Origin of the sequence: Bilifractor sp. LCP19S3_H10, from assembly GCF_052119185.1 — a bacterium.
In the GTDB taxonomy this organism is placed as follows: Bacteria; Bacillota; Clostridia; order Lachnospirales; family Lachnospiraceae; genus Bilifractor.
This window is the reverse complement of the sequence record NZ_JBQKFT010000017.1, coordinates 33,598-50,596: the sequence shown is the minus strand read 5'-3', so window position 1 is coordinate 50,596 and position 16,999 is coordinate 33,598. Positions and strand designations below refer to the sequence as shown.

The following is a 16,999-nucleotide window of genomic DNA, read 5'->3' as shown; positions in this document are numbered from 1 at the left end:
TCAAAAGCAGTTGTATGAAGGAACGGCGCCGCAGATTGACATACAGCTGACGATAGGGAACTGCTGCGGAGAACAGGACAGAGGGGAAAATAGCAGCAGTCAGATGTGGACTTCGTTGGATATAACGGGAGGAGGGATATTTGTGCAGACAGAATCACAGGTAAGGCCGGCGAAACCCTTAAGCAGGTCGTTGAAAACATTTTTTGGTATTGGAGATTTCGGCTTTACATTGATGACGAATATCGATACCTTTTATGCTTCTTATTTTTTCATTAACATAGCGCTTCTGCCTTTGGCGACGGTGTCGGTGATCACGACGATTTCTGCGGTCGTCGATCTGATCCTTTCCTGTCTCTACGGGGCATGGATGAACAAGATCAAGCCGGGCAAATGGGGGAGATACCGTTCATGGCTGGTGCTTACGCCGTGGATGGTGCCGTTCCTTTACATGTTCGAATTTGTAAAACTCGGCAATACGACTGTGATGGTAGTTGTGATGACCATTGCCATGATCACAAGCCGGATTGCATGGAATATTCCGTATATTGCGAATATCTCAATGATCAATATCGCTGGAAAGACAACAGAAGACAGGATGGCGCTTTCTTCGATCCGAAATGTGTGGACCGCGCTTGGCAGTGTTGTTTATTCTTATCTCGGACCGATGGTTGTAGCCGGTTTTACTGCGGCTCTGAGTGAGAAAAATGCTTATGCGGCAACTGCATTTGTATTTGTATTTGGCGCATTCATGGCTGCTGCATACTTCGCGCATTTCAAGATGTTCAAGGGCTATGAGGAAACCGGGGAGGAGGAACTCGCCCGGATTGCAAAGCAGAAGCAGGCAGAAAGCGTGCCGAAGGTGAGTGCAATCGCAGCGGTCAGATGTAATCCGCATCTGCTGGCTTTAATGCTTTCTTCCACTACAAAGTACATGGTTCTGTTTCTTGTAAATGGTATTGCGATTTATTACTTCCAGTATATAGCACTGAAACCGGCAATGTTTGCGGCATTCATGCTGATCACAAATCTCCTGGGAGTTCTGGCATCGTACATTTCAAGATTCTTCGTCGCCAGAGCAGGGGCCAAGAAGACCGTCGTGTGCGCATATCTCATCATGGGAATCGCCATGCTTGCTGCATTTGTGATTTACGAAAAATGGATTCCGGTGATCATCCTGATGGCTGTTACTTTTTTCGCCATGAATATCACTACCACCTGTGATCCGGAACTTTTTGCTACGTGCGCTCAATTCAGCTCGGCAAAAACCGGGTTTGATACGACCGGAACTGTCATGGGTCTTCTCACCGTTCCAGTGAAATTTGGAATCGTAATGCGGGGCATCCTGATTTCCGCAGCCCTTGCGATCGGCGGTTTTTCGGCAACGGTGGATCCCTCACAGGCTACGGAGCAGATGAAACGGGGAATCTGCATTGGCTTTATGATCATTCCTGCTCTTGTAGTAATTGCAGGCGCAGTGATCCTTGCTTTCGGCTACCGGCTGGGCAGAGAAAATACGGAAAAATAAAGAGCAGAATATGGATAACCGCATCTGAAATGAGCGGCATATCTGTAAAGAGAGAAGGTGAAGGAACAACATATCTGTAAAGAGAGAAGGTGAAGGAACAACATATCTTCGAAGAGAAAAGGTGAAGGAACATCATATCTGCGCAGTAAAATGGTGAATGGCATTATATCTGTGAATGGAAATATTGGTGAAGCGAAAAGGAGGAGATTATATGCTGACAAGAAGACAGAATTTATTGGAGACGATTCACGGCGGTCATCCGGACCGGCTGGTCAATCAGTATGAGTACATGCAGCAGGTGTTTGATCCGGTGCTGCTGAACGCGCTTGGCAACTGCCCGAGAGGTGGAACGGCGGTGAACGGCTGGGGTGTGACGATCGAATTCCCGGATTACGTGCCGGGTCCGTTCCCGGATACCAGCCCGGAAAAGGTAGTCATCAAGGATATTGAGCATTGGAGAGATTATGTCAAGGCGCCTGCCGTAGATTTTCCGGAGGAAGCATGGGCACCGTTTGTGCAGCAGGCGGAATCTATTGACCGGAATGAGTATTTCGTCGCAAACTTCATTGCGCCCGGAATCTTTGAAAAACTCCATTATCTGATGGGCATGGAGGAGTGCATGATGGCCTTCTATGAGAGCCCGGACGAAATGCATGAATTGATTGATTTCCTGACAGACTGGGAGATTCAATGCGCTGAGCAGGTAATCCGTCATCTCCATCCGGATGCACTGTTCCACCATGATGACTGGGGAAGCCAGAAATCCACATTTATGAGCCCGGCGATGTTTGAAGAGTTTATTCTTCCTGCCTACAAGAAGATCTATGGCTATTACAAGGATCATGGCGTGCAGCTGATCGTTCATCACAGCGATTCCTATGCGGCAACACTTGTGCCCTATATGATCGAGATGGGTGTGGATATCTGGCAGGGCGTCATGAGTACCAACAATGTGCCGGAGCTGATCCGGAAATACGGCGGAAAGATTTCGTTCCAGGGCGGCATCGATAACGGGAAGGTGGATCGCGTTGACTGGACGAGAGAGGGCATCGAACAGGTGGTCCGCGGCGTGGTGGAAGCATGCGGAAACATGTATTTCATTCCGAGCACAACGATGGGCGGTCCGGAGAGCACTTATCCGGGGGTATACGAGGCCGTATCGGAGACTATAGACAAGATCTCTGAGGAAAAATTCGGCTACACCGGAAAATCCGGCAACAAGGCAGATCCACTGTTCGCCCATGTGGACAAGGCGTCGAAGGAAATCTCAAATCAGGATTCGTAAACCAGTCAGAAGGTCTGGATTTGCGAATCAATGAGAAGGACGGAATTCGTAAACCAATTACAAAGATTCAAAGGGAAACGAGATAAAACACGCTGCGCGAGTTTTATCTCGCTATCGCGACGCTCGCCGCACACGAATACTTCGCATTCGGCTGCGGCTCACTGTTCGCGTAAATAAGAAGCAATTACCGGGTCGGCAGTATGCCGGCCCGTTTCTTCTTATCGGTATCAGATACAGAACTTTTACTCCAGTTTATCATCCTTGCATCCATTTCACCGGCCTTGCTTGTGAGTGGTGAAATGGCGCGAAGGTCATATCATGGGAAGTACACGGATTACGTACGGTGCAGGCAGAATAGTAGCCGATGCTTTACTTTTGAAACATCGAACGGCCAGAAAACTTTACTAATATTCCGGGATCATGCTAAAATAAGTAAAGCATTTAAAAGGAGGTTCGAATTTCCGGTGTTCAATTACGATGGACTGAACCGAAAACTGAAAGAGAAGGGAGTTACAAAAACTGATCTGAGAGCACGCATCGGTCTCTCCAGCCGGACGATTGCAAAGATCGGGAAGGGGGAGAAACTTTCAGGGAGAACCCTGCAGAGAATTGCGGATTATCTCCGATGTGATTCGGCAGAACTTATGCGGGAGGTTTCTGATAACATCATTCTTCAGACACTCAGGGATGAGAAAGAGGCGAAGATTTCCGGCGGTCTCTACCACGAGCTTCAGGTTCGCATGACTTATAACTCCAACCATATCGAGGGCAGCAGGCTGACGGAAGATCAGACAAGGCTGATTTTCGAGACGAATACGATTGATGCGGGTGAAGGCGTACTTGTGGATGATATTATGGAAACCATACATCACTTTCGGGCAATCGATTATGTGATTGATCATGCAGAGGAAAAACTGACAGAGGAGATTATCCGACAACTGCATTATATTCTGAAATATGATACAAGGGACGCCGCGCTGAACTGGGTTGCTGTCGGGGATTACAAGAAACGCCCCAATATGGTCAGAGGACACGAGACGGCAAGACCGGAGGAGGTGCATAAACGGATCAGCGATCTTCTTCACCGTTATAATGGAATCGAACAGGTAAGGCGGGTAACGATGGATGACATAATCGCCTTCCATGCGGAGTTTGAATACATTCACCCGTTTCAGGACGGGAACGGGAGAGTTGGAAGACTTGTGGCATTAAAAGAGTGCCTCCGTTACAACATCGTGCCATTTCTCATTGAGGACAGCAAAAAAGCTTTCTACTATCGCGGCTTGGCGAACTGGAAACAAGAAAAAGGATGGTTGACAGACACTTGTCTTGACGGTCAGGATACTTTCAAGGCTCTTCTGGAGACGCTCGGAATACCCTGCGGCAAAGCAGAGAAATAGCGACCTGTTGTGCAGGTCATCGTGACGCAGGTAATCGTGGTGCAGTTCAACGTGATTCAGCTCATCGTGGTACGGCTCATCGTGGTGCAGTTCATCGTCACATCCGCTGAAATTGACAGTATTTTGGGTTTGTTGTATATTTGGGTTTAGTTTCTGGCATGATGAATATATGGGATAAAAACCTTGGCGATAGAGGGGATGTGGAGTCAACTGCCCACCGCCTGAAGATAGTGGTTTTCCGTCTGCAGCAAACGAAAGGACTTTGTTTATGAAGAATAAACGACTGGGAGATATGCTTGTCTCGTCGCATGTGATTACAGAGGATCAGCTGAATCAGGCGCTTCGGATGCAGAAGGAGCAGAAGAAGCGGCTCGGACAGGTTCTCATTGATAACGGATTCATCACGGAGGCGCAGCTGATCGATACCCTTCGTATTCAGCTCGGTATCGATTACATCGATTTGGGCAAGGCCGATATTGATCCGACGATGTCAAAATATATTCCAAAGTCTCTGGCGAAGAAAGCGTTGATTGTTCCGGTTTCCGTCTCCAAGGACTCGCTGTTCCTGGCGATGGCGGATCCACTGAACTTCATGGCGCTGGAGGAGGCGCATGATACATCGAAGAAGAAGATCATTCCGATGATCGCTTCGCAGGCTGCCGTGGAGCATGCGATCAATGTACTCTACAGCAACGAGGGCGCCGCCGAGGCAATGGCGCAGATGATGGCGGATGCCGGGCTGACAAAGGACGAGATCAAGACACCGGAGGAAGAGGATGTCGAGGATGCGCCGACGATCCGACTGGTGAATTCGATCATCGAGCGCGCCTACAATGAGAAGGCATCCGATATTCACTTTGAGCCGACCGAGACGGAAATGGTCATCCGCCTTCGTGTAGACGGGCGGCTTCACAGGATCATGACGATCCCCGGCGACCTGATGGGCTCGGTAACATCCAGACTGAAGGTCATGGCACATCTGAATATCGTTGAGAAAAGAATCCCGCAGGACGGCCGGGCGGTTCTGAAGCTGAAACAGAACGATGTCGATATGCGTATGTCCACGCTTCCGACGATCTATGGAGAAAAAATCGTAATCCGAATTCTCGGTACAGAGGGCTCCATGCTGACCCGAGAGGGAATTGGAATTCCGCAGGACGAGAACGCGAAGATCGACCGACTGCTCAAGAATACCAGCGGGGTAATCATGATCGTGGGTCCAACCGGAAGCGGAAAATCTTCGACGATGTATGCCCTGATGCAGGAGCTGTTAAGTGAGTACACGAACCTGATCACGCTGGAGGATCCGGTGGAGTATCACATCGAGGGCGCCACTCAGGTGCAGATCAACGAGAAAGTCGGACTGACATTCGCCAGCGGACTTCGTTCGATTCTGCGACAGGACCCCGACATCATCTGTGTCGGCGAGATCCGTGACGGCGAGACTGCAGAGATTGCGATGCGCGCCGCAATGACCGGACATCTCGTGATCACGACCATTCACACGGAGGACGCGGTATCAGCCATCGACCGTCTGAAGGATATGGGCGTCGCTCCGTACCTGATTTCCGCCGGCCTTCGAGGCATCATTTCTCAGAGACTTCTGCGGAGAATCTGCCCCACCTGCAAGGAAGAATACACGCCCGAGGCGGCATCGCTGTCCCTCGCCAGAATTCACAATTATCCCGGAAGAAAGTTCTACCACGGAAGGGGCTGCGACAACTGCTACCATTCCGGCTACCGCGGGCGAATCGGCGTATTCGAGATCCTGATGATGAACGATGAGCTCCGTCACTGCATCACCTCCGGCGGTGACAAACAGGAGTTCACGAAGCTGGCAGAAAAAACAAACTACGTGACAATGCTGGAACATGCAGATAAACTGGTAGAAGACGGAATCACAACAGTTGATGAAATTATTCGTACGATAAGTATTACAGATTAAGTAATGGATGTGAAGACGGTCTGCTTTGCAGCAACCCAGGAGTTCATAAGCTTATTTGAAATCCGGGATCTATTTATGATTGCAGGGACAGCCGACTTGAATAGAATTGCAGGGACAGTTGACATGAATAGAGCGGTTCGGAAAATGAGAGGCATAAAGAAATGGTCAACTACCCACGACCTAAAGGTCATGGGCTTGTAACTGCCCAGTCGTACTAACGACTTACGTCTCCGACCTTTAACCCCAATAGATACTGCTATCTAGAGTGGCGTTACATCATGGGGTGATTGACAGCACCCTTTACGGCAGAGCTTGCTCTGCCGTAACTACGATTTCGTAGTTACTGTCTGTATCAGGTACTAAAACTTCCCGTGCAGTACAAACATGTTAAACCTTAGTATATTTTACATAATGCTAGGATTTCACATTAAAACCTCATATATACTTTTCAAGGAACAAAGAGTGCCTCGTTCTGAGCCGGAACTAACGGTTTTCTCTTGTATAGGTAGCTCAGTGTCAATTATACCACAACCAGGCTCCTCCCACCACCTGAAGGTAGTGGGTTTCCGCCTATGACAAACGAAAGGATTTAATTTATGAAGGTCGACCAAATGGTTATGACAGCAGCAGCGATGCGCGCATCGGATATCCACCTGATCTGCGGACTTCCGCCGAAAATTCGTGTGGACGGAATACTTCAGGATCTGACAAGTGATGTTCTGAGCGATGATGACTGCAAAAAAATAGCCGAGAAACTGGCGGGAGAGCATTACGATTCCATTCGTGATATCGGAGAACTGGACATGGCGGCGTCCATCGGCGGTGAGCGTGTCCGTATCAACCTGTTCCACCAGAGAGGCCATATCTCAGCAGCACTGCGTATCCTGAGCAATCATATCCCGGAGGTCGAGGAGCTGGGACTGCCGAAGGCGGCAGAGAGGTTTGCCAATTACCGGAAAGGCATCGTGCTCGTCACCGGTGAGACCGGTTCCGGAAAATCCACAACACTCGCAGCGCTTCTGAATCGCATCAATGAAACACGGGCAGAGCACATTGTAACACTGGAGGATCCGATCGAGTACCTGTACGAGCCGAAGAAGAGCATCATCAACCAGAGAGAGATCGGAACAGACACCAGAAGCTACGAGGACGGACTCCGGGCGGTTCTGCGGGAAGACCCCGATGTCATTCTGATCGGCGAGATGCGTGATCTGACCACAATCGAGACGGCACTGACGGCAGCAGAGACCGGTCACCTCGTCTTTGCGACGCTTCACACGAACTCCGCCGTCGATTCCATCGACCGCATGGTCGGCGTTTTTCCGGAAGAGAGACAGCCGCAGATCCGTATGGAGCTGTCGACCACACTGAATGCGGTTCTCTCGCAGCAGCTTCTGCCCAGAGCAGGCGGCAAGGGCCGGATTCTTGCGGCGGAAGTCATGATCGTCACGACTTCGATACGAAATCTGATCCGCGAGGGCAAAACACCGCAGATGCATTCTGCGATGCTCACATCTGCAGCGGAGGGCAGCGTTACAATGGACAACTTCCTCCTCGAGCTCGCTGCGGACCGCAAGATCACGCCGGAGACCGCACTGGAGGCCTGCAACGATACCGACTATATGAAGAAGAAATTCATGTTCTGAGAGGGAAATAGCATATGACTACATACCAGTACCGCGCCATTGATACCGACGGCAAATCAATCCGTGGTGTCGTGCAGGCGCCGGATGAGTATTCAGCGGTGCAGAAGATCCGGCAGAGCTGCCCGATCATCACTGAGATTTCCGCTGTGAAAGAATCCCGTAATGTGCTGTCCATGGAGTTCGGCGGGAAACCGAAGGTAAACGCCAAGATGCTTTCCGTTATCTGCTCCCAGTTTGCCGTAATGCTGAGATCGGGTATGCCGGTCGGGCGGTGCATCTCAATGATCGCCGAACAGACCGAGGACAAAAAACTGAAGAAGATGCTGCAGGAGGTTGCCGCTGAAGTTGAGGATGGAAGCAGCCTTGCGTCCAGCCTCGAACGAAACGGGAAAGGCGTTTTTCCATCGACCTTCATTGAAACAATCCGGGCAGGTGAGCAGTCAGGTACCATCGAGAACTCCTTCTCCAAGATGCAGATCTATTATGAAAACGCAAGCAAAAATCAGGAGAAGATCAAGGCGGCGATGACTTATCCGATCTTTGTCGTCATCGTAGCGATCATTGTCCTGATCATCATCATGGCGAAGGTGATCCCGACGCTTACGAGCACCTTTGAGTCACTCGGCGGCAATCTGCCCATGATGACACAGATCACCATCGCAATTTCAAATTTCTTCGCAAAGTGGTGGGGACTGTTTGTGATTGTCATTCTGGCAGCCGTGATTGGACTGTCTGTGTACTTCCGGACCGATAAGGGCGCGCTTGTCAAGGGAAAGCTCCAGCTTCGGATGCCTGTCATGGGAAAAATCAACACAGCCAACAGTGCTGCTCAGTTCGCGGATACAATGTCTGTGCTTCTGGCATCCGGCCTTACGGTCAACAATGCCGTGGCGGTAACGGCAAAGGTCATGGACAATGAGCTGTTCCGGCGTGACGTAGCGGCCATGCAGCCGAAGATCGAGGAAGGACAGCCCCTGGGCAAATGCATCGAGGCGAGCGTCTATTTTCCGGACAACCTCAAACAGATGACCGCGATCGGAGAGGAAACCGGTTCGCTGGAGGATACCCTTCAGACAATCGGAGAGTACTACAACAACGAAGCGGACTACAGGACGAAACAGGCACTGGCAAAGCTGGAGCCGACGCTCCTGATCTTCCTGGCCTTCTTTGCCGGGTTCATCGTCATCTCCGTCTACCTGCCGATGTTCACGATGTACAACCTGATGTAAGAGAGGAACGGCGGATCAGAGAATGAACTGAAGCAGGGGAACGGCAGATCAGAGAACGAATGGAAACTGAGGAACGGCAAGAATGGGGAAGCGAAATCGATCGATAATCAGAAATAAGCGGGGAATCGCGAACCTGACCGCAGTTCTTCTGATCGCGGTGATTATTTTCTGCGGCATGTTTGCGGTCCGAATGTATATCCGCCACCTGAACGATGCGAAGATGACCTTCGACCGGAACCAGGTCGAGAATGCTATCAAGGCAGCGAAGGTCCAGTACATGGAAGACGGGTTCGGAGGTGATGTCACCTACTATTTCGACGCTGTCAACAGCCGGATGCTCGGCTGGGATGAGATCGGAAAGATCGAGGGGTACGGGCGCTCCGACCGCAGGCACAACGCGAACGGTGAGACAGGAGCACTCGGTATTCCAAATCTCGGAGGAAAGAACGGCGGGCAGCTTCTCGCGCTATCCGTGGAGGACAACGGGACGGTGGTTCACCCAAGATGGCAGGGACACACACTGACCGCCTACGACTACACCCTCATGACCGTCAGTGAAAGACGTCGGCTGAACACAGAGCAGAAGGATCAGATCGAGAAAGATGCCGCGAAAACCGGGACGAAAATCGCTGGTCTCAGCGCGGCTGCATCTTCATGAAGTTGAGCTGTTTATTTGAGCTGTGTATTTGAGTTGTGTATTTGAACTGTGCATTTGATAAGAAGGGGAATCGAGGTGGAACCGACTCTATTTCTGACAATATACGGCGGTGTCGTCAGCTTCGTCTTCGGCGCCGTCTTCGGCAGCTTTATCAACTGCCTTGCGTGGCGGATTGTGCACGGCGAGAGCGTGCTGAAGGGCAGAAGCCACTGTGCGGTCTGCGGTCATCCGCTTTCAGCGGCGGACCTGGTGCCGATCTTCAGCTACCTGTTCCTGAAGGGCAGATGCCGGTACTGCCATGAGAAGATTTCCCCGCGGTACATGATCGCGGAGCTGATTCTCGCCTGCGCCTTCACAGGTGTATATCTCCGATACGGGATCAGCATTCTCACGATTCGGTACATGATCCTGTCCTGTATCCTTCTCGGACTTTCCCTGACCGACCTGGATACCTTTGAAATTCCGAACGGCTTCATCGTGGCAGGTATTGTGCTGTGGGCGGTTACCCTTCCCTTCACCGGGGAAAAAATCAAAGACCAGCTGATCTCGGGCCTTCTGGGCGGAGCCGTCATTGCAGGGGCATTGCTTCTGCTTTCACTTCTCTTTGACAGGGTCACCGGCAAGGAAGGACTCGGAGGCGGAGACATCAAGCTTTTCTTTATGGTGGGGCTCTTCACCGGACCGGTAACCGGACTGTTCAATCTGATCCTGTCCTGCATTGTTGGACTCATTTTTGCCGTGATCCGCAGAGAACACAGAATCCCCTTCGGCCCGGCAATCTCCATCGCAAGCTGGATCAGCATCCTGTTCGGCCAAGCCGTAACCGGGTGGTACCTGAGCCTGTTCTGACAGGAAGTACCTGATCCGCGCGGTAAGATTTAAAGAAGAGGAATTCATAAACGTTTTTCGAATCGTTTCACAATAGGAAGTACCTGATCTGTGCGATATGACAAACAGAAGGGTATATGAACTTGATCTGATCTGCTATAATAGAGAATAGTCTGTATCACGAGGAAAAAAACATAACGGGAATGAGGGCGTGCTATGCCAAAGAATAAGATACTGGGAATCGATATCGGGAATTACCGGATCAAGATGACGCTGTGCCAGAACAATGTCCCGGTCCGATTTGTGAGCGAGCGGGTGCCGGAGCACCTCGTAAAGGACGGACGCGTCACATCCTGGGACGCGGCAGGAGATTTCATCAAGGAGCTGATGAAGGCAAACGGCATCAGCTGCCGGACAGCGGCTGTCGCGATGCCGGAGAACACAGCCTATATCCGGCGGATGGAACTTCCGCTGATGACGATCAGTCAGCTGAAGGTTAACCTTCCCTTTGAATTTCACGATTATATCACAGAGGATCTCGACAAATATATCTACGATTATGCGGTAATCGGCCGAAACGAGAAGAAAATGGAGCTCCTTGCGGTGGCTGCCAGTAAAGATCTGATTCAGAACTACACCGCCATGTGCAGAAGAGCCGGCCTCAGACTCGAAATCATCGCTCCGGAGGTAATCGCCTTCCGCACGATTATTCAGGACTTCGAGAAACGGCACAGCATCGAAAAAGGAAGCAGAGACTATGTCATCCTTGATGCCGGCGACCGTACCATCAATCTTCATTTTTTTCCGAAGGGAGAGTACGAAATCACACGAAGCATGGAGCCGGGATGTCACGAACTGGCGAAGGCTTACGCGGAAGCGGTCGGCCTGAATGAGAAAACGGTAAAAAATATCGATATGAGCAGTCTGGACGATCAGAAGGACATCATCCAGGATGACCAGCAGATTCAGGACCTGTACAACAGCATGGCCGTTCAGATCATGCGTGTGCTCAATTTCTACAGCTTCAATAATCCGAACAACAACATCGACAAGCTGTACTACTGCGGCGGCGGATCGAGAATCGACGGACTCATGAAGGAAATTGCAGAGAACGTCGAGCTGCCTCAGATCAGCATCGCCGATCTCATCGAGACGAAACCGGAGTTTGATGAGAGCATGATCCTCGGGCCGCAGTCGGTCGGAATCACCATGTTCTAAGGGGAGGAATAAGCATTGAGCCTGAAAGATCTGTTAAGTATGGAAATCGGCCCCGGCGCTTCCGGAAGCGGCAAAAAGCCGCAAAAGAGCAGCACCGGCGCACGGGGAAAAGGAAAATACCCGACAAAGACAAGCATCAATCTGGTCTTCCACGAGAACAACGGAAAACGCATCGCCTTCGATCTGGTGGTCTTTGGCATTTTTCTCGTGGCACTCGGGATCTTCACCAAGTTCATGGTGCTGGACAAGCTGAACGAGATCAATACCGCACAGGCGGAATACGGCGCGAAGCAGGAACAGCTCAGGGAACTTGTATCGTCTAACAGCGTCTATGACGATGTGAGCGGTCAGTACAGCCACTACGGAACCGGATACATGAATTCCGACGAGCTGGGCATGCAGGACCGGGCAAAAATGATGCAGGTGATTGACCAGGATGTTCAGGTCGACAGCGGAATCAAGAGCATATCAATTACCGGCAACACCGCGACGCTGACCATCGAGCGGACGACATTGTCTGAAGTCTCCGACGTGGTCCAGGCACTCCAGAGCAGCGACATCGTACAGTATGTCTCGCCTTCTACCGCATCAACAGGAGATGACAGCACAGACACAGGCGTTGTGACGGCGGAGATCACCATCACCTTTACCTCCCCGACCGGTGCCGTATCCAGTTCGTCCGGTGACGAGGAGCCATCGCTGACGGATCAGCTTGCGGCCAAGAAGCAGGAAGCAGAAAGTGAGGGAACGGAAAATCAATGAAACTCAATCGTAAATTTTCCAAAAGAGAAACTGTCCTCATCCTGATACTGACCTTTGCCCTGCTGGGATTCATCTATTATTTTTTCACCTATGATTACCTCGAGTCACAGCTCCGCAGCTATGACACCACGGATCTTGACAGCCAGATCACACTGGAGCAGAAGAGAGCGGCAATGATCAGCCAGATGAAGCAGGACATCGCCAACGGCACAGTGGCATATTCCGGCGAGGTCGCCACCTACAACAACCTCAGCAACGAGATGACAGAGCTGAACAACATCTTCTCCGGAACCTCCGTCTATAACTTCGATTTCGCGGAGCCGGAGGCGACAGACAGTACAGTTCGCAGAAATATCAACATCACATTCACCTCCGACAGCTATGCGGAGGCGGAAAAAATCATCAGCAGCCTCTACGCCTGTAAATACCGCTGCCTGATCAGCGATCTCGACATCGCAGCCGGCAGCGACAGCAGCGTTCTGCAGAGCGGACCGGTCAGCGTATCCATGAAGGTGACCTTCTTTGAGACGCTCCAGGGAGCGACAGACACCAACGGTATCATCGTCGATAGTTCATCCGGCGAAAGTCAGTCAGACGATACCACTTCAAGTTCCGCTGCATCATACTGAATGAGGCCCATTAAATTTCGCCGATTATCTAATTTCGTCTAGATTGATTAAAATAGTCGGCAAAATTTGGGCAGTAATTCATATGACTAGACTTGTCAAATAACGAAAAAGCATATATTATAATACCAGTAATAATTTTTATTTCCTTGGTCTAAGAGGAAGTAATGTTCAAGAGGAGGACCTGAAAAATGTTCAAGAAATTAAAAAACAGCAAGAAGGGATTCACACTTGCTGAGCTGCTCATTGTTGTAGCAATCATTGGCGTCTTGGTTGCGATCAGCATTCCGATCTTCACAGCACAGCTGGAGAAGGCTAGAGAGGCAACAGATGTAGCAAACCTTCGTGCAGCATATGCTGAAGGAACTGCAGAGGTTCTGACTCAGGACGATATGGCTACTGGTTGGACTAAGATTTATACTTCTGACGGTAAGCTGGTTGCTGCAGATAGCACTGATGCAAGCAAAGGAATCAAAGGAAAAGCTACTCAGACTAGCTGGCAGAGTACTAATCCGGAGCTGGGCTGGACCACATATGCTGGTAAAGCTGAGTCTGGCGCCGTCATAAAAGTAACATATGCGCCCGGAACTGGTAGCGCAGATGGTAAGGTTACCGTCGATTTTGCAAAGTAATATAGTTGCTTAACAGTTTTTGCTTAGGATCCCTCATCCTCGTGATGGGGGATTTTCCTTATAGAGATAATCGTAAAGCTTACTGTAAAGGTTTCTTCATAAAATGACAATTACACGCGTCTGTCCATACCCTCTGCCTGAACCCACACATTTGCGCGTAAATACCCTGTTTTCCACAGATTTATGAACCTATGCGCATAATTCGATTTATTCCGCGCAATCGTTGAAGGTCAACTTCTTGATCTCTTATCAGTCCATGCTCAGACCTTCTACACATTTGCGCGTAAATAGCCCGTTTTCCACGGATTTATGAACCTGTGCGCGGATTGATTGCACAAGAAGTCGTTTTTCTGAGCTGATTTCGTTGACCGGTTTACCTAGCCGGGCTTATGGTAGATATATGGGGATGCAAGAACGAGACTGGTATCAGAGAGACCAGAGGCAAAAAGAATATAAGGCTGCTGGACTGAAGTACCGGAATTCTCTTGGCTGGCATTACATGCTGAACGGACACGACTTCGGTCCATGTGACAAGGACAATATCTGCCGATTGATGCGAGAGCATACGCTGAATGACAGCACCTTGGTGAAACAGGGATCGGGGCCTTGGACGCCGATCTCCAAACTTCGAAAGGAGTTCCCGGAAGGTGGGTATATTTACTCGTCGAATAAGGCTGGAAAGAATTCGTCTGGTAAGAAATTCCCACTTAGTGTCTTTGGCTGCGTTCTTGCGATCGTATCGCTCATTGTCGGAGTGAAGGTGCATTATGATGTCGGCGGCATTATTTTTGGCATTGTGCTCAGCCTGTTAATGACGACAATTATCAAGGCGCAATGGAGAAAGAAAAGATCCTTCACAGCGGGAGCGTTGATTGCTGCAGTTGTACTGGTTATATATGGAGCATATCTTGGAGTGCTCATATCTGAGATGATTTGATTTTCTTGTCAACCAAAATGGAGGAGGTGATCGCAGGTGAAGAGAAAACAGAATAAAGGCTTCACACTGGCGGAGCTCCTTATCGTGGTTGCCATCATAGCTGTGCTTGTTGCCATCAGCATTCCGATCTTCAGCAAGCAGCTAAAGAAGGCGAGATTTGCAACTAATCAGGCAAATGCAAGAGCAGCTGTTTCCGCTTCAGTACAGTATTACTATGAAGCAGACGATAGTGAACTAGAGAAGGTAAGAAATGAGAAAATTATGGATGGCCGCATCTACCTGTTGTATGACTGTAAAACAGGGAAGATCGAAGACCTCGGCTATTCAAAGAGTGACCCAACTGCAATAAAGGGTGTTACATACAGACATAGTGCCGGTGCGATCCTTTCGGAAGAGCTATATAAGTATCATAGTGATGGTGGAAAGCGTAAACCTAGATTTAAACAGATATCTGAGTGGACTGTGGATGATGATCTCGGATATGGATCGACCTTCCTCTCAGATCGTGTCTATCCGTTCTGGGTCTGCTACATCGAGGCAGATGGCAGTTGTTCCGCAATCTTTGTGTGTTGGAATTGATTGAGCAAGAGGGGGATGTTTCAAGTGAAGGGCGAACAGAATAAACAGAATAAGAAAGGCTTCACCCTCGCAGAACTCCTTATCGTGGTCGCCATTATTGCTGTGCTCGTGGCCATCAGTATTCCGATCTTTACTGCCCAGATCAGGAAGGCAAGGCTGGCTGCAAACAAGGCAAATGCGCGGGCTGCGCTATCTGCTGCGATGGCTGAGTTCATTGATGCGCCGGAGAAGGATAAGGAATTAACGATAAAAGTTAATACTCAACACATGTATTTCAGATATGATACGGCAACAGGGCATTGCAAGTACCTTGAGACAAAAAATACGAGCCCACAAGATGTAGATGATTTTCATTACAATAATTTTGCGAACATTGGTTATGAACCCGGCGGAAATGGATTAGGACTAAGCAATGTGGCGGAGTGGAAGGAAAATCAAGAGGCTAAGTTGATGAATGGTAGCTTTTCTTCTACAGTCCTCACCGACCGCACGTACCGCTACTGGGATGTAGCAATGCAGGGTGATGGGACCTTTACGGCTCTGGTATGCTTATGGTAATGAGAGGGGATGAGCATGTGATCAAGAACAACAGGAAAGGCTTCACTCTTGCGGAGCTCCTTATCGTGATCGCTATCATTGCTGTGCTCGTTGCCATCAGCATTCCGATTTTTCATGCTCAGCTGAGGAAGGCAAGGCTTGCTGCAAATCAGGCTAATGGAAGAGCAGCGTTCTCAGCGGCAGAAGCGGCATATCTGGAAAATATGGAAAAGTATGGAACTTCTTCTTCAAATAGTTTTACACATGGCCGTGCTGAAGATTACGATACGGTGACATATACGTATTTTCCGGCTGTGGGAAAGGGAATTTTGAATTTCCATTACTCATCCGGCAACAATCGCTGGATTTGTGACAGTGGCGGCAAGGTTTATACGGATACAGATGTATCTCACTGGACAGTGGATACCGAGGTCAGCGATAGCAAAAAGCTTGGTGATCAGGTCGCAAAGATCTGGACGATCCATATGAATCCAGCAAATGGTGAGATTGCGGGATATTATTGCGCGTTTCCAAAGAATACAGATTCTTACTACCAAGAGGTTCTGAAGGCATTTTCGAATGGTACAGAATCACGATTTGTGCAAAAGTAAAGCCGGGATGAAAAGGCAGGTGACAAGCACAGATGAAGAGAAAACAGAATAAAGGCTTCACCCTTGAGGAACTCCTGATCGTGGTCGCCATTATTGCTGTGCTTGTTGCTATCAGCATTCCGATCTTCAATAACCAGTTAGAGAAAGCCCGCGTGGCAGTGAATCAGGCAAACGCAAGAGCCGGAGAGGCAGCTGCCTGTGCTGCATATCTCGAGGATCCTTCCTATGATCTGATTGCGTATGATATACGGTCGGGGAAGGTGGCAAAATCGAAAACTACTAGTAGTGCAGGTATAATAGTTAAAGATTTAAAAATAGGTGACAGAACAAACTTATCGGCAAGTTATAGAAATGATGTGAATAAAGTTTCAATTGATATATCTACATGGAATGTTAATACGTCATTGTCAATAAATACAACTTATAAGCTTGGAGACTATTATTTCTACCACTATATTTACACTTTTGATAAAAATGGAACCATCGAACAGATTCAGGCAAATGATAATCACAAGTCGAAACCACAGAATCCATATTGAGTAAGCGCTCAGTGTCAGTGCGGCTAGTTTGATACTTTTGAA

The 16,999-nt window shown here is 49.4% G+C and carries 18 protein-coding genes; all 18 read left to right on the top strand.

All coding sequences use genetic code 11. The features are described from left to right. Positions 1-142 precede the first annotated feature (142 nt). Positions 143-1,525: an MFS transporter gene (locus tag ACTQZS_RS12210; protein ID WP_441476057.1), complete on the top strand. Its 1,383-nt coding sequence runs from the start codon at positions 143-145 to the stop codon at positions 1,523-1,525. A gap of 211 nt (positions 1,526-1,736) precedes the next feature. Continuing rightward, positions 1,737-2,810: a uroporphyrinogen decarboxylase family protein gene (locus tag ACTQZS_RS12205; protein WP_441476056.1), complete on the top strand. Its 1,074-nt coding sequence runs from the start codon at positions 1,737-1,739 to the stop codon at positions 2,808-2,810. Between the two features lie 464 nt (positions 2,811-3,274). Beyond that, positions 3,275-4,210 (top strand): Fic family protein, encoded by a 936-nt coding sequence (locus ACTQZS_RS12200; protein ID WP_441476055.1) that lies wholly within the window; start codon positions 3,275-3,277, stop codon positions 4,208-4,210. A gap of 268 nt (positions 4,211-4,478) precedes the next feature. After that, positions 4,479-6,155, top strand: coding sequence for a GspE/PulE family protein (locus ACTQZS_RS12195; RefSeq protein WP_441476054.1), 1,677 nt, complete (start codon positions 4,479-4,481; stop codon positions 6,153-6,155). A gap of 3 nt (positions 6,156-6,158) precedes the next feature. Continuing rightward, complete coding sequence (locus ACTQZS_RS12190; protein ID WP_441476053.1) at positions 6,159-6,356, top strand: hypothetical protein; 198 nt, start codon at positions 6,159-6,161, stop codon at positions 6,354-6,356. A 395-nt stretch (positions 6,357-6,751) separates the two neighbouring features. Continuing rightward, the gene (locus tag ACTQZS_RS12185; RefSeq protein ID WP_441476052.1) at positions 6,752-7,801 is read left to right on the top strand and encodes a type IV pilus twitching motility protein PilT; all 1,050 of its coding nucleotides are present in this window, start codon (positions 6,752-6,754) and stop codon (positions 7,799-7,801) included. Between the two features lie 14 nt (positions 7,802-7,815). Beyond that, complete coding sequence (locus ACTQZS_RS12180; protein WP_441476051.1) at positions 7,816-9,030, top strand: type II secretion system F family protein; 1,215 nt, start codon at positions 7,816-7,818, stop codon at positions 9,028-9,030. Positions 9,031-9,112: 82 nt separating this feature from the next. Further along, the gene (locus tag ACTQZS_RS12175) at positions 9,113-9,688 is read left to right on the top strand and encodes a hypothetical protein (protein ID WP_441476050.1); all 576 of its coding nucleotides are present in this window, start codon (positions 9,113-9,115) and stop codon (positions 9,686-9,688) included. Positions 9,689-9,763: 75 nt separating this feature from the next. Next, positions 9,764-10,537, top strand: a complete 774-nt coding sequence (locus ACTQZS_RS12170) for a prepilin peptidase (RefSeq protein WP_441476049.1) — start codon at positions 9,764-9,766, stop codon at positions 10,535-10,537. A 195-nt stretch (positions 10,538-10,732) separates the two neighbouring features. Next, complete coding sequence (gene pilM / locus ACTQZS_RS12165; protein WP_441476048.1) at positions 10,733-11,734, top strand: pilus assembly protein PilM; 1,002 nt, start codon at positions 10,733-10,735, stop codon at positions 11,732-11,734. 15 nt (positions 11,735-11,749) lie between these two features. Then, positions 11,750-12,496 carry a hypothetical protein gene (locus tag ACTQZS_RS12160; protein ID WP_441476047.1) on the top strand — a complete coding sequence of 249 codons (747 nt, stop codon included), beginning with the start codon at positions 11,750-11,752 and terminating at the stop codon, positions 12,494-12,496. Continuing rightward, on the top strand, positions 12,493-13,125 hold the full coding sequence (locus ACTQZS_RS12155) for a hypothetical protein (RefSeq protein WP_441476046.1): 633 nt from the start codon (positions 12,493-12,495) through the stop codon (positions 13,123-13,125). Before ACTQZS_RS12160 ends, ACTQZS_RS12155 begins: the two co-directional genes overlap by 4 nt. 188 nt (positions 13,126-13,313) lie before the next feature. After that, positions 13,314-13,754, top strand: coding sequence for a type IV pilin protein (locus tag ACTQZS_RS12150; protein ID WP_441476045.1), 441 nt, complete (start codon positions 13,314-13,316; stop codon positions 13,752-13,754). A 406-nt stretch (positions 13,755-14,160) separates the two neighbouring features. Continuing rightward, positions 14,161-14,691 carry a DUF4339 domain-containing protein gene (locus ACTQZS_RS12145; protein ID WP_441476044.1) on the top strand — a complete coding sequence of 177 codons (531 nt, stop codon included), beginning with the start codon at positions 14,161-14,163 and terminating at the stop codon, positions 14,689-14,691. Positions 14,692-14,727: 36 nt separating this feature from the next. After that, complete coding sequence (locus tag ACTQZS_RS12140) at positions 14,728-15,270, top strand: pilin (RefSeq protein WP_441476043.1); 543 nt, start codon at positions 14,728-14,730, stop codon at positions 15,268-15,270. Positions 15,271-15,294: 24 nt separating this feature from the next. Beyond that, entirely contained in the window at positions 15,295-15,828 is a 534-nt protein-coding gene (locus tag ACTQZS_RS12135) for a type IV pilin protein (RefSeq protein ID WP_441476042.1), read from the top strand. 17 nt (positions 15,829-15,845) lie between these two features. Further along, complete coding sequence (locus ACTQZS_RS12130) at positions 15,846-16,418, top strand: type IV pilin protein (RefSeq protein ID WP_441476041.1); 573 nt, start codon at positions 15,846-15,848, stop codon at positions 16,416-16,418. A gap of 32 nt (positions 16,419-16,450) precedes the next feature. Then, on the top strand, positions 16,451-16,957 hold the full coding sequence (locus ACTQZS_RS12125) for a type IV pilin protein (RefSeq protein WP_441476040.1): 507 nt from the start codon (positions 16,451-16,453) through the stop codon (positions 16,955-16,957). Positions 16,958-16,999 lie beyond the last annotated feature (42 nt).